Origin of the sequence: Methanosarcina sp. UBA289, from assembly GCA_002496565.1 — an archaeon.
Classification (GTDB): domain Archaea; phylum Halobacteriota; class Methanosarcinia; order Methanosarcinales; family Methanosarcinaceae; genus Methanosarcina.
In genome coordinates this window covers 195,440-209,172 of the sequence record DAKJ01000004.1, presented here as the reverse complement: position 1 = coordinate 209,172, position 13,733 = coordinate 195,440, and the positions used below count along the sequence as shown (strand labels likewise).

Annotated in this window: 13 protein-coding genes; 4 read left to right on the top strand and 9 right to left on the bottom strand. The window is 41.3% G+C overall.

Going from position 1 to position 13,733, the window contains the following annotated elements; genetic code table 11:
* Positions 1–934: 934 nt before the first annotated feature.
* Positions 935–2,221, bottom strand: coding sequence for a phosphomethylpyrimidine synthase (thiC, locus tag BP549_RS01410; RefSeq protein ID WP_292377535.1), 1,287 nt, complete (start codon positions 2,219–2,221; stop codon positions 935–937).
* A gap of 595 nt (positions 2,222–2,816) precedes the next feature.
* Between thiC and BP549_RS01405 the strand changes: the two genes are divergently transcribed.
* Positions 2,817–5,327, top strand: a complete 2,511-nt coding sequence (locus BP549_RS01405) for a DNA topoisomerase (RefSeq protein WP_292377534.1) — start codon at positions 2,817–2,819, stop codon at positions 5,325–5,327.
* Between the two features lie 183 nt (positions 5,328–5,510).
* Here BP549_RS01405 and BP549_RS01400 read toward each other — a convergent pair whose 3' ends face one another.
* Positions 5,511–6,122, bottom strand: a complete 612-nt coding sequence (locus BP549_RS01400) for a 30S ribosomal protein S3ae (RefSeq protein WP_292375597.1) — start codon at positions 6,120–6,122, stop codon at positions 5,511–5,513.
* 540 nt (positions 6,123–6,662) lie between these two features.
* Positions 6,663–8,171 (bottom strand): serine--tRNA ligase, encoded by a 1,509-nt coding sequence (locus tag BP549_RS01395; protein WP_292377533.1) that lies wholly within the window; start codon positions 8,169–8,171, stop codon positions 6,663–6,665.
* 566 nt (positions 8,172–8,737) lie between these two features.
* Between BP549_RS01395 and BP549_RS01390 the strand changes: the two genes are divergently transcribed.
* Positions 8,738–8,926, top strand: coding sequence for a nucleotidyltransferase family protein (locus tag BP549_RS01390; RefSeq protein WP_292377563.1), 189 nt, complete (start codon positions 8,738–8,740; stop codon positions 8,924–8,926).
* 272 nt (positions 8,927–9,198) lie between these two features.
* Here BP549_RS01390 and BP549_RS01385 read toward each other — a convergent pair whose 3' ends face one another.
* Positions 9,199–10,005 (bottom strand): HNH endonuclease, encoded by an 807-nt coding sequence (locus BP549_RS01385; RefSeq protein WP_292377532.1) that lies wholly within the window; start codon positions 10,003–10,005, stop codon positions 9,199–9,201.
* Between the two features lie 470 nt (positions 10,006–10,475).
* Here BP549_RS01385 and BP549_RS01380 point away from each other — a divergent pair, with 470 nt between their 5' ends.
* Together BP549_RS01380 and BP549_RS01375 are read left to right on the top strand one after the other, a co-directional pair.
* Positions 10,476–10,694, top strand: a complete 219-nt coding sequence (locus tag BP549_RS01380) for a type II toxin-antitoxin system HicB family antitoxin (protein WP_292375603.1) — start codon at positions 10,476–10,478, stop codon at positions 10,692–10,694.
* On the top strand, positions 10,695–10,937 hold the full coding sequence (locus BP549_RS01375; RefSeq protein ID WP_292377531.1) for a type II toxin-antitoxin system HicA family toxin: 243 nt from the start codon (positions 10,695–10,697) through the stop codon (positions 10,935–10,937).
* Positions 10,938–11,036: 99 nt separating this feature from the next.
* Here BP549_RS01375 and BP549_RS01370 read toward each other — a convergent pair whose 3' ends face one another.
* From BP549_RS01370 to BP549_RS01350, 5 genes are all read right to left on the bottom strand, one after another.
* Positions 11,037–11,201: a type II toxin-antitoxin system HicB family antitoxin gene (locus tag BP549_RS01370; RefSeq protein WP_292377530.1), complete on the bottom strand. Its 165-nt coding sequence runs from the start codon at positions 11,199–11,201 to the stop codon at positions 11,037–11,039.
* A gap of 309 nt (positions 11,202–11,510) precedes the next feature.
* Positions 11,511–12,152: a type II toxin-antitoxin system VapC family toxin gene (locus tag BP549_RS01365; protein WP_292377529.1), complete on the bottom strand. Its 642-nt coding sequence runs from the start codon at positions 12,150–12,152 to the stop codon at positions 11,511–11,513.
* Complete coding sequence (locus BP549_RS01360; protein ID WP_292375610.1) at positions 12,145–12,519, bottom strand: STAS-like domain-containing protein; 375 nt, start codon at positions 12,517–12,519, stop codon at positions 12,145–12,147. Before BP549_RS01360 ends, BP549_RS01365 begins: the two co-directional genes overlap by 8 nt.
* A 100-nt stretch (positions 12,520–12,619) precedes the next feature.
* Positions 12,620–13,075 carry a DNA polymerase ligase N-terminal domain-containing protein gene (locus BP549_RS01355; protein WP_292375612.1) on the bottom strand — a complete coding sequence of 152 codons (456 nt, stop codon included), beginning with the start codon at positions 13,073–13,075 and terminating at the stop codon, positions 12,620–12,622.
* A gap of 41 nt (positions 13,076–13,116) precedes the next feature.
* A complete protein-coding gene (locus BP549_RS01350; protein ID WP_292377561.1) occupies positions 13,117–13,392 on the bottom strand; it encodes a ferritin family protein in 276 nt (91 codons plus the stop codon).
* Positions 13,393–13,733 lie beyond the last annotated feature (341 nt).

Genomic DNA, 13,733 nt, shown 5'->3' with positions numbered 1-13,733 from the left:
CTTAAATCCAAGTGAATTTAGTGTGATTTTAATTAGAGTCTTTAAAAGATATCTTCCTATGTATGTGCCGATTTACTTTCTATTTTCTAAATTTTTAAGAAGTAGGTATAAGATGATGATAATAAAAATCATTGTGTATATTTCAGGAATTCCTAATTCGGTGAAACTCTTTAATATTAATGTAGGGGACATATTATTTTCCAAACTTTTTATAAATTAGATATAAAACACATATAAAAATAATAAAAAATATAATATCGACTACAGGGATTCCAAAAAATGTTACGACACTAGAGCTTATTGTTGACATGCTTTTAAAATTATTTTAAATGATTATAAAATTTTGCACAGGTTCCGCATAGGAAAATTAAAACTAATCATTCAGTTGTTCTTGCAAAAACTCCAGATCCCTGCAAGCCAATTCAATTAATTTTCCCTTGCCTTTTTTATTTGAAGGTATTTCAAAAAGAAATCTTATCCTAACCTGTGCTAAATATTTGTGACCAATAATTGTATTTTCAAGTTTGTATTTTCTGTTTCAAGCAGATCAAGGATAGGGATATAGAATCAAAGTTGAGTTGGCGCATCCCGCTGCAAGCAACAGGGTATGTTCGCGCCACCACTCCAAATTCCGTTAAAGGAAATAATAACCCTAAATAATTTGGTTTGAGTAGAAGTTGAGCTGATCCCAAAACTCAAAATTACTTCTCTGAATCCTGTATTCCGAATAATCAATCAAGTTTCAGATCACGAAAAACAACTCGTAAAAAAATTTAAAAATTAATGATTTGAGAATAAAATTGGTTTTGGGATGCTCGTTAATAACCGAAAATGGAATTGAGAAATCATATTATCATCAACGGTTACCGGGGAAGTTTTCCATCCACATAGCAAGCTAGTGGGGTATTCAACTGAAATAAAAATTGAAAGAACCTCATTTTTCCTTCTTTCTTTCCTCAAAAGCTTCCTTTACGATTTTCAAGGCACAGAGATCCCCGCACATAGAGCAGGTATCGCTTTCAGTTCTTCGAGCATCCCGGATTTTGCGGGCCCTGTTGCCATCGATTGCCAGTTCAAACTGTTTTTCCCAGTCAAGGTCCCTGCGGGCATAGGCCATAGCAAGGTCTTTTTCCCAGGCATGTTCTCTTGGGCCTTCCTTAATAAGGTCAATTGTGTGGGCTGCAACTTTTGTTACGAGCAGGCCTTCTTTTATATCCTCAAGGGTTGGGAGGGCAAGATGCTCCGAGGGGGTTACCATACAGAGGAAGTCCGTACCGTACATCCCTGCAACTGCTCCTCCGATCGCGCCTGTAATGTGATCGAAGCCTGGCGCAATATCAGTTACGAGCGGGCCCAGAAGATAGAGAGGAGCATCGTTACAAAGCTCTTTCATGCCCCTGACGCTCAATTCAATTTCGTTTAGGGGTACATGGCCCGGCCCTTCTACAAAAGTCTGGACATTGGCAGCCCTTGCTCGTTTTACGAGTTCTCCTAGTGTGATGAACTCCATGAACTTCGGGCGGTCGGAAGCATCGGCAATGCAGCCAGGACGCATACCGTCCCCAAGGCTCAGAGTCATATCATATTCTTTTGCGATCTCAAGAAGATAATCATACTCGGCATAAAAGGGATTATCTTCACCGTTGTGCAGCATCCAGGCAAGAGTAAAAGAGCCCCCGCGACTCACAACATTCATTATCCTGTCGCTCTGTCGCAGGCGCTCAAGGGAATTTAAATTGACTCCGGCATGCACGGTAACAAAGTCCACACCCTGCTTGGCATGTTTTCGGACGGTGTTGAACATGTCATCCGAAGTCATCTCCACAACAATTTTCCTAGAAGCTGCAGCCTGGTAGATTGGAACCGTCCCGACTGGAATGTTAACGGATTTCAGGATGCGAGTACGAATTTCATCCAGATCCCCACCTGTAGAAAGATCCATTACAGCATGAGCACCAAAAGCTTCCGCAGCTTTTGCTTTTTCGATTTCGGCATCGATATCTATACAGTCCCTTGAAGTTCCGACATTGGCATTGATCTTTGTGCTCATATATTTGCCAATGCCAATAGGAAGGGTCTCTCGCCTATCATTTACTGGGATCGCTATCAGCCCCTTTGCCACGCAGGATCGGACAATTTCAGGGTCTATTCCTTCAGCTTTTGCCACAGTTTCTATAGAAGGGGTGATGATTCCCTTCTTCGCATCTTCCATCAGTGTCATTTTTACTCCAGATTGAGGTGAATGAGATAATTATAATAAGATAGTAATTAAAAGATACTGATATTGATCAACGGTACTGGATAAAGCACATCAATAATAACATCAACACTAATAATATCAACATTATTAACTGCAACTAAGCGTCACGTAATAAGGTTGACCGAATAGTTGAGTATAAAGATACATCCAAAATTTGTCTTGCAGACAAGAACAAACAGTGAACTGATATATATCTTTTCACGTTTGAGAAGTCAATTTTGGGAAGTCAATTAATATCTATAAGTAGGCAAATATATAAATAATGTATGCATATTATTTAGTACATGTATTAAGAAATTACAAAGCGAAAACTACGGAAACTGTTTTTAAAGTAAAAGGCTTTTACAGATTACCAGTATAATTGAACTCAACAGGTATAGTTAAACCTAAACCGATATGTAGTGACAAGACGAGAAAAAGAGACATAAGGGAAAGCTTTCCTGTTCATTTTCTTACGCATATCATTATTCATTTCTTTATATATCCCTTTATATATTTCTTTATTTGTACTATTTTAAATCCAATATTATCTCAAAACAGAATCAAGGTATTTTATATGACAGTTGTCGCATTTGCAGAAAAGAATAAGGCAGCCGCCCAGATTGCCAGCATCCTGGGTGAGGGAGAAGTTGAGAAGATAACAGTTGAAGGGCTGCCTGCATACGAATTTAAGTGGAAAGGTGAAGAGTGGCTGGTAATGGGACTTTCCGGACATATTATGAATTATGATTTTCCGAAGCAGTATAACAAATGGAACGAGGTTAACCCGGGTATACTCCTTGAAATCGACCCTGAAAAACTGGTAACGCGAGCTGACTACGCTGCTGCAGTAAAAAACCTGGCAAAAAGAGCAAACAAGATCGTTCTTGCCTGCGACTATGACCGAGAAGGAGAAAATATAGGATTTGAAGCCAAAACACTTGCAGAAGAAGTAACAAATGTGCCGATTTCAAGGGCACGTTTCTCGTCCCTTTCCCCAAACGAGGTAAGGAAAGCTTTTGAGAGCCTGATAAACCCGGACTATAATATGGCAATGGCTGCAGAAGCCAGACAGATTCTGGATCTTAAAATGGGAGCCGCGTTCACCCGTTTTGTCACGCTTTCGGTAAGGGAAAGAGCAAGGACAAAGGACATCCTTTCTATCGGTCCCTGCCAGACGCCCACCTGTGGGTTTGTATATGAAAGAGAAAAGGCAATCCGGGCTTTTCAGGCAAAGGACTTCTGGAAAATAACGGCAATTTTCTCGGCAGAAAACGGAAAAGAAGGAGAAAAAGAAGGTGGAGAATTCGAAGGGACTCACAGAGCAGGAAATATTCATGATAAAGAAAAAGCCGCTGAGATCTTCAAGAGGCTGAAAGGAGCAAAGGAAGGATTAGTTGCGAAAAAGACAGTAAAAGAAGCAAAAACCAGCCCTCCTAATCCGTTAAATACTACCGAATTCCTGAAAAGGGCTTCCAAGTTCCTTGGAATAAGCCCGGAACTTGCCCTTGAGGTTGCAGAACAGCTTTACCTTGCAGGGTTTACCAGCTACCCCAGGACCGAGACAAACAAGTACGCTGAGGACTTTGATTTCAAGTCCCTTCTCTTTGATTTTGCACGACAGAAGGAGTACAAGCCTTTTGCAGAGTCTATCCTTATAGCCCCAATTGTCCCGAAAAACGGGGAGAAAGATGCGCACGATCACCCTCCTATCCACCCAATCAGGGCGGCTTCAAGAGGAGAGGTAAGCTCTGCAGTAAATATCCCTCAGGCCCCTGAAGTCTACGACCTTATAGCAAGGCACTTCCTAGCAAGTCTTATGCCAGCAGCAATTTTCGAAAAAACCCACCTTCACCTGCTTGTGCAGGAGGAACCTTTTGACTCATCCGGAACCGTGCTTAAGGATTCAGGCTGGCTCGAAGCCTATCCCTTTGAAAATAAAAAGGATAAGCTTCTCCCGTTTGTAGAAGAAGGCCAGAAAGTGGGCATAAAAAAGCTCAGCAATACAAAGTCCAAAACCAGCCCCCCAAAGAAACTGACCGAAGCAGAACTTTTGACCCTTATGGACAAAAACGGGATCGGGACAAAGGCAACGGCTCCTACCCATATTGAAACAAATAAGAAGCGAGGGTATCTTGAGACAAAGGGAAAAACTATCTCTATTCTAGATACAGGTTTTACGCTTATGGAAGGGCTCTCTCTGACCGTCCCGATTCTTGTAAGGCCGGAAATAAGAGCAAAGATCGAAGCTCTGATCCAGGAAGTAGAAGATGGAAAAAAGGAGTTTGAAGCCGCCCTTGATGAGGGTACAACTCTAATTCGGGAAATGTATGCCCAGCTTGAAGCAAATAAAAAGGAACTAACTTCAAGCATATCAGGTACGATAAAGGACGAAGCTGCCCTTGAAGACAAAAAAAATTACATTGGAACCTGTAAGGCCTGCGGACACGTGCTCAGGATTGTACAAACGGATTCCGGCCGCTTTGTGGGCTGTACAGGCTATCCCGACTGCCGAAATGCATATCCTTTGCCAAAAACCGGAGCTCTAACCGTACTCAGGAGCAAAGAATGTAAAAAGGAAGCAGCAGCTGTCCTGAAAGTAGGAAATAAGTATAACTGGGCTGTAGGCATAGGACCCTGCTTTACCTGCGACCTTGAAAAAGAATGTTATCCCCCAGAAACGGTCGGTCCCTGTCCGGAATGTGACGGAAGTATGTTCCTGATCACCTTTAAAGACACTCGATTTCTGGGCTGTACAAAACGCTGTGGGTACACCCATTCAGTCCCAAAAACCGGAAAATTGACTATGCTTGATAAAACCTGTGAAACCTGCGGCTGGAAGCTGTTCAGGTTAAAAGAAGAAGGCGAAAGCCCAGAAGAAGAATTCTGTGTAAACCGGCGCTGCCCGGAAGGCAGAAAATATTGGAAAAAGCCAGGCAAAGGAGCCGAAACTAGAATCAGGGAAAAGTCTTCTGTAAACCGCCCCGCAACAAGTTCAACAGCAAGCCCGGCAACAAACTTAGCAGCAACCCCACGGGCAGAAAAAACTTCAAAATTATCAGCTGCAGGTCTGAAAAAGAGTAAGTAAGGACGACAATCTTCTTGCTCCGCCTGTATAAAATAGAACATAAAAGAGTCGAAAAGAGACTTAGAAATACAATTAGAACGGTAAAGAAGAACACGAAATTCGTATACTAAATAGGACTCAGAAAAGAGATAAGAAAATCCTTTCGGATTTTCTCCTGCCTCTTGGAATTAAACCGGGAAGAAATTATGCTGCTGCAGGAGCTGCTGCAGGTGTTGGCACGGTTTCAACCTGGGTCTTCCGGATTTCGACTCTGCGAAGCGGGTAGATGAACTTGGCCTGTCTGTAAATAGCTGCTGAGAGCCTGCCAAGGATTGCTTCCTGCATAAAGGTCTCGAAATCGGATTCAGATGCGCGCCTTGTGACAATATCAACCATCATTTCTCTGATGGCTTTGATCTGGCTTGAGCGAGCCCTTTTGATAGTGAAGCAGGTGGGCTTTACACGGATGATATAGCCGTCTTTGGTTTTAACATCGATATTAGCATCGATTCTGGATGTCTGCCTCTTCACGATTGAGCGAATATAGTCAGTTGTAAGTTCGTGGCCCATGAGGTCAGTGGTTGCGATTTCTCCGACGACATTATTAATCCTGAGAATGACCTTTGTGTTGTTCTTGGTCATATCGTTGGTAAGTTCCCCAACAGTGGTTTCAATATTGCGCCCTACGAGCAGGGAAGGATCTCCTGCCATAGTGTTACCGACGATAGCTCTGTTTAAGTAAGCAGGGGCTTCAATATTATACCATTCCTTGGATTTCCATCCGTCAAGCTTTCTCTGTACTTTCTTTCTTGCCAAGTGATTCCTCCGAAGTAACTTTCATTTTTATAATTTTGTATTGTTTTTAGTATTTTTGTTGCATTTCCTATGCTGCTGGTTTACCTGCGGCCCTCAAGCCTTTGAGTTTCTTATTCCGGATGCTCGGATGAGCTTTCTCCTTAATCAATGAGCATGAATGACCTTCAGCGCTTTTGCAAAGATTTTGCGCTGTTCGGCGCAGTTTGTGGTGCTTTTAGCACTAGCGTTTCCCTTTCAAGGTGAAATTTCCAAGCTTTCATAGGCTTCCGAACCTGGACCCGTCCCCTATATTCCGGCAGCTACAGGCTCCTGATAATTAAAAATATGATCCGGAAAATCGCCAGAAGTTCTCAGAAATTAGCGGCATCTAACTAGTTAATGGCTCACTATACATATCATATCAGTATATAAACAAATCGGTCAGAAACGCTTTCTGCCTATATGCTAAAAAGAGAAATAAAAAAGTTTGAAGAAAAACATGAAGAGAAAATTTTAAAGAAAAGTTTAAGGAAAAAGTTAAAGAAAAAAGTTTAAAAAAGTTTAAAGGAAGCGAAGGCCTTTCGGCATTTCGCCTACCCTCTTCCTGAATTCCTCAGGCCAGTTTGCAGGGTCAAGTCCTTTCTGAGCAAGGAAGACCGCAGCCCATCTTTCAAGCCCGACTCCGGAACAACCAGACCAGAGTTCTTCTCCGGATTGGAGTTTCACATTGAAGCCTTTGGGATACTTGTCTCCATTGATGCTTACGTTCTGGAACTCGAGCCATTCTCCATCCGGACCGCGGTAAGGCAGGCAGGCCTCATAGTCAGTTGTCCCGACAGTGTTTTCTTCGGCAAGCCCGAGTAGTCCTTCCTGTGCCATAAACCAGGGGGTGACTCTTGCTTTTCTCCACTCGATGTCCAGGATGTCGTTGAAGATATGCATGTAGCGCTCATGCAGTTCTTCTGCGCACTTTAATACCTCTTCCTTTGTTCCGATCCAGACAATTTCGATCCTGTGGAACTCATCGACCCTTTCAATCCCGTGAATTCCACCGCTCTCATACCTATGGGAGGTTCCGGACCTATCAAAGACCTTTACAGGAATTCCCTCGTTTGGAAGAGTTTCGCCTGTTACGTACATCCAGAAAGGCGGGCACTGAGCGTAGCACATGCCTCCGATTGGCTCTGCGATTTTTTCTTTGATCAGTTTTGTGGGCACTTCATGGGTAACCTTGTAATAATCAGCAACCTCTTCCCAGTACTCAGGATCCCTTGTCTGTGGAGGACATACATAATATATCTCAGGGTAGACACCCTTCGCATGCCCGGATTTCATCCAGACTTCCCAGGTAACCAGCTTCGGGAAAATCATTTCTCTGTATCCAAGTGGTTCGAGAAGTTCTTCAAGGACGATCTTTTCGAAGGTCCGGAAGATCCTTGTGGACTGGGGCCCATGGATCCACTGCCCGCGGCTTGCGCCTCGCTTGAGCCAGCCTTCTTTCATCATAGCCTGGGTCGGGTCTTCCTTGAAGGGATGTTCCATTGGCTCTCTCTGCCAGAGCAGATTCCAGTGCTCAGCTTTTGCTCCGTACTGAGCAGCCTCGATCTTCTCTTCAAGGAGCGTGAGAATCCTGTCCGGCACCCGATTCTTCATCTCAGCTTCCCCGACTTCAAGCTCGAGCTGAATCCCGCCTTCGATATTTTCCATACTTTTGATATAGGGTACTTTCAGCATCCTGAGCTCGTGGTCAGCCGGTACCTTAATTCTGAAGGATTCAACCTCGATTCCGCGAATCCCGATCTTATACTTCTTTCCGAGCGCTTCGGCAAACTGTTTCCTCAGCCTGAAGATCGCATCATGTACCCTGACATACCTGCCGGATTCAAGCGCAAGCTCGATCCTATCCTCCCCGAGCTTCCATTCAGTGACCTTTGCTCCCTGCCCTTCAGGTGCCCCTCGGGTGAGAAGGGTATTGTTTGCCTCTTCAAAAAGCGCAGCTATAGCATCCTTTGCAGGAGTGGGGTCTGCACTTGTTTTAAAATAAGCTTTGAGATTGAACTGTAATTCCAAAGTTTGAGCCTCTTTTAATTGATGTAGAATAATGTAATTGTGAATTGAAATAAGGACGTAAACAGAGTCTAAAATTCTGTTTCTGATATAAATAACTCGTTATCCGTAACTTGGATGAAGATATCGGGTGTCAGGACATTAGAATTATAGTTTGATAGTACATAACTATAATTCAAACACAGAATTAGATATAGGTATCTGTAAACCACTTATATTCGTGCTTCTACATAAAAACCTGACCGGTTATTTAAATATTTAGCATCTACAAAAAATAGCTAGCTGCGTGGTAGATGATTAAATTCGTTTAAATTATATTATTGTAATCGGTGTTTATAAGTTGATAGTTTCCGATGTCAGTAGTTGATAGTTTCCTATATCAGCTATTGATTAGAGATTGTCTCAAAAAAGCCGCGTTTCATAACTCTAAAGCTGAAATCTGAACCTTGCGCCGGAACAGAAGCAGCTAGAGATAGAACCCCGGCTGCGTTCACGGTCACGCAGTGACCGGCCTTTAAGAAAGAGAAAAAAGCGAGAAAAAAAGCACAAACTGCAATGCAGCAGGTTCTATATTTACAAAAGAAGAAAGCGATATTGACGTCCTGGTGAGATTTGAAGAGGGGGCAACCCTTTTACATTTTACAGGACTCGGGTATTATCTTGAGGATTTGTTTGGAGTTCCAATTGACGTTGTTTTAGAAAGGGCTCTCTACCCGATGATGAAAGATGACGTGTTAAAAGAACTGGTGCCGGTATAAAGTATACCACTTATGCAGTTACCCAGCAATGAAAAGATAAGGAAGAAGATAATGACCAGAACCGGGCTCAAGCCAAATGTTGGAAAACATGTTCTCAATGAAGTGATTTCTTTATGGCTTACAAGAGAGATCAGAGAGATTTCACTCAATTTTTGTAGGATACCCTTGATGCCATTGATGACATTGAAGGATTTATCAAGGGAATGGAATTCAATGAGTTTTCCGGTGATAAGAAAACGATATATGCCGTAATAAATTAGTTCTGGAGCAGTTCACTGAATAATATGTTCTTGACCATCAATTATTATTTTCCATCCGGGATCTAAAAATTCAGATTTCACATCAGCATAGTGTAACTTTCTGTGACACAGTGGACAAATGACTAATAGATTCCAGCTTTGAAGTGTTTTCGGTGCTTTTTGATTTAATTCGATCATATGGTGAACTTCTGCATATTTCTCACCGTTCTTTTTCAAAAATCCCGGATATCCACATATCATACATTTGTAGCCATATTTCCCTTTAATCGCGTTAGACAATAAGGAAGGTCTTTGAATCAATCCAGTAATAGTTTCTTTAAATTCTGGAGTATTTCTGTATTTAATATCTAATTTTTGTATCAGTTCATCATAATCCAGAGTTTTTCCTTCCCTAAATTCTTCAGATATAGCAGTTTTATTAGATACATAAGTACTTACAGCTTCAGATATCCAATTCAATATCCTATCTTCATCTTCAGGCTCTATTACAGCAAAAGTTTGAACTGCATCATAGTTTTTAGAAGTAACTTTTACTTCGTTTATATCAAAAGGCTCAACGGGTCTTATGTTTTCCCCCTTAATTATATATCGCCAGTGCTTTTCCCATATTTTATCGCTTAAATTGTTTATGTCTTCCTCGCAGGATACAAAATTCATTATCCATCTAATTGGTTTTTGCCCAGATGGGAGCGTACTTTTAGTTTGAGCAATCAATATTATATCTCCCGGCTTTACGTCATGTGGTTTTCCATCTGTAGCATGTTTTGCGTTATTGAGAACGCCTTCCATCGTTTTAGCTGAATTTTTGAAAAGTAGCATGTATTACAGGATAACTTATTTAATTAATAAGTTCTTTGATTTTTTCCAAATATTTCAAGAAAAAAGCTATGTTAAATATATATTTTAAAATCGTATATAACAAAAGAGAATGGTTTGACAAAAAATTTGTTTTTTGATGATTGCATGAGCTCCTGTAAATTCTATAACCACCTCTTGAAGCTTTTTATTAAAAGATCTCACTTATTCCCGGTCGCTATCTAAAATTTTGTATTCAGGGGTCCGGTTTGAGAATTTCATGATTTTGGAAAAATTGTAGTGGGGAGAAGGGAACAGTACGCGCCGGAAATATATTTATTACAGAAATATATCAGAAAATCTCTTTGAAATCAGCTTTCCTATAAAATCTTCTTCCTGAAATAGACCTGCAAAGAGAAAAAGAGGAAGTTAACACAGCTATAAATAAAATCATTGGAATATGACTATTTGTATCTGAAAGACGAGGCCAATCAATGAGAGAATTTACTGTTGTTATTGAACAGGACGAAGATGGAGTTTACGTAGCTTCTGTGCCTGAACTTCCGGGATGCCACACCCAGGCAGAAACGCTTGACGAATTAAACAGGAGAATAAAAGAAGCAATTGAACTCTACCTTGAAGTTGAAGCCGAAGAGGGAGAAAAGGAACACCTTGACTTTGTCGGGATACAGAAGGTCAAAGTTGAGGTTTGAATGGATAAAATAGTGCCTCTTCCCAGCAAAAAAGTCATAAAAGCACTTGAAAGTATGGGCTTTGAGCAAATAAGGCAAAAAGGTAGCCACTTGTTTTTACGCCATCCAGACGGAAGAACCACAATAGTCCCTGTGCATCCCACAGATAAGATCGGAAAAGGAATGATCAACAAAATAATCAAAGACGTAAAAATTACACGAGATGAGTGGATCGAATTTATAAAAAGCTTGATTGTTTTTTAAAGATAGAATAGTGTTAAAATTTAAAAAGAGCCAAATCTTTTTTTTCTAGTTAAGGACTTAGCTAACCGAAACCTCCACAGTAGCGATTTCTCCCAGTACCTAAGCTTGCTCTCTTGTTACTTCCAGGACAAGCTGAATAGCTTCCCTAATGTTTTCAAGCGCCTCTTCTTTAGTATTTCCTTCGCTGATAGCCGCAGGAATTTCAAGGCATTGGGCGGTATAGCCTCCCTCATCAGATTCTTCAAGTTTAATTGTAAACCGCACAAATATTAATTGGTGATTTTGCTATTAATACACTTCTTAATTCCAAAATTCGCATCGCTTACTCCAATCCTTAATCTCTGGAGAATCGAAATTGGAAAATAATTACTGAATGATGCGAGGATGAACCTGATGAGGGAATTCACTGTCGTTATTGAGCAGGATGAAGATGGAATTTACGTAGCTTCTGTACCTGAAATTCCGGGATGACACAACCAGGCAGAGACGCTTGACGAGTTAAACAGAAGAATAAAAGAAACAACTGAACTCTACCTTGAAGTCAAGCCTGAAAATTAAGAAACTAAAAATCGGTTATTCTCTTCCTTCTCTCCCCACATCCATCAGCCTCTCATTTGCGGTCAGGATCTCGACTCCGAGTTCGCTGAAGTCTTTGTCATGGGTTACGAAGACCATATTTTTTGCACGACAGATCTGGGCAAAGAGGAGGTCATTGAAATCGTATTTTCCCTGCTCGAACATATCCATGATTTCAGGAAGGTCTATTGCCTGCAGTTCGGGATCGCAGGCAAGGGTGCTTTTAAAGATCTTTCTCACGTTGTAGGCTATATCCTGGGCAATTGCTCGGAAGGCCAGAGAATTTCGAAATTCCTTAAACCTCGTAAACTCGGTCTGCTGCTTGAACTCTATTCTGGCGAAGGTGTTAATGAATTCCGAGATTATCATGCAGTTAATATAGATCGTGCCGTCGGAGTTCCTGATTTCTTTTAAGGCTCTGGAATAGGCGTCCGACCGCTGATCAGGCCAGCCAATTGGACCGTAGATGTACAGCCAGATGTTGGTGTCAAAGAAATAGCCTCTGCCTTCGGGAAAATTGTAGTCCTCTACGGAATGAACCTTTACAGGAACAGGTTTTATGGGCCTGTGCCCTCCGGCACGAATTCTTGGGCGGCGTCTAACTGGAAAAACGGTTGCATGGTGAATGCTCTTACGCATCCTCTTCTCCTCCAAGCACGTCTTTCAGCGCCTTTCTGCAGGTGTATGCATGCTCAAAATAGGTTTTTGCCCGCTCTATAACCCTCTTAAGGATAATCTCGTCTTCCTCGGAGATATCCGTGAATAAGAGGCTATTCTCAATTTGTTCTGCGGAAAAACATCCGTAAAGTTGCCCTATTGCCGAATTCAAAAAGGCAGGCGTCAGCTCACTCGCTTCTGCAAAAGAGAGTTCAACTTTCTTATTTTCGCAGAGAGCAGCCGTAATAATATCGTAAACCTTTTGTCCATCACAAGCGGCAACGCAACAGTTTTCCCCGACAGTTTCAAAAACATTGATCTTTACCATTTCTTCCGTAAGTATCCCCATATGCTTATACTCACAATGGTTTAAAAAGCTCAGGGTCTGACCTGTGTTTCACTACTGCGACATTAAGTTTTATTCATAAATATTAAGTTCTAGTCGGCTTTTAGTTGACCTTTTTAAAGAAGAGCCAGCCTTTTTCCCCTTTTCCGTACTTTGTCCGGACTAAAACATAAGTCCCTTTCAGTTTATCTCCTTCAAGTGCTACCACAATTTCCCTTTCCTCACGTTTCAAAAGCTCAAAAGTTCCCCTATCCCAGATCTCAACCTTGCCGGCTCCGTACTCTCCGGCCGGGATTTCACCTTCAAAATCAGCATATGCCAGAGGATGGTCTTCAGTCTCGATAGCAAGCCTTCTGGTGCCTGCATCCTTTGGGGGCTCCTTTGGCACAGCCCAGCTTTTCAGAACTCCATCCATCTCCAAGCGGAAATCATAGTGAAGCTTACGCGCATCATGGCGCTGAACCACAAAAATCGGTTTGTTGGAGCTTTTTCCAAAATCATTGGTCGACGGTTCAGGTGTTTTTTTAAAATTTCTCTTTCTCTCATATTCTTCAAGCATGGAGGATCAATAGGAAATATGATGTCAAACGGATTTGAAACTTATTTTCTACTTCTAGCCAGAGCATAATCCGAGTAGATTTTCAAAAACTCCCTGTCAGTTTGCAGGAGCACGGTTTCAAACATAGCTACATGGATTTTCTCTTTTCTGGCAATGTCAAGCAGGACTTTACGAATTTCTTCGCTTTTTGCCAGATTTGCCATCTGCTCATAAATGTTGATAGCGTCCAGCTCTGCAATCATGGCAGCTCTAAGGATCTCTTTATTAAGGTCTTCAGGTCTGGTTTTTTCAAGGTCTGCAAGTACTTCCGAAAGCAGGTTTTCACCCCCCTTAAAATATACCCCTAAAATATACCCCTATTAAATTATGGAAGGACAATAGTAATGTTTCTTTCTATTGGAAAACAGCCTCAACACAATAGTTTATAAAAATCAATTAACTGAAATGGGAGTAAGATAGTGAAATTAAAATTTTTAGTACTACTTACAACCTTTTTTATATTCAGTAATTTATCGTATTAAAAAAATTTAGAGTTTATTTTGTAAATCTTTGGTCCAAATTTAGTGTTTTTAAATCGCTCATAGGAGAAAAAGTTTGGTTTCGAGGTAAAAAATTATAATATGTTGGAAAAAGACTTATAGACAAATTTCATAAATAG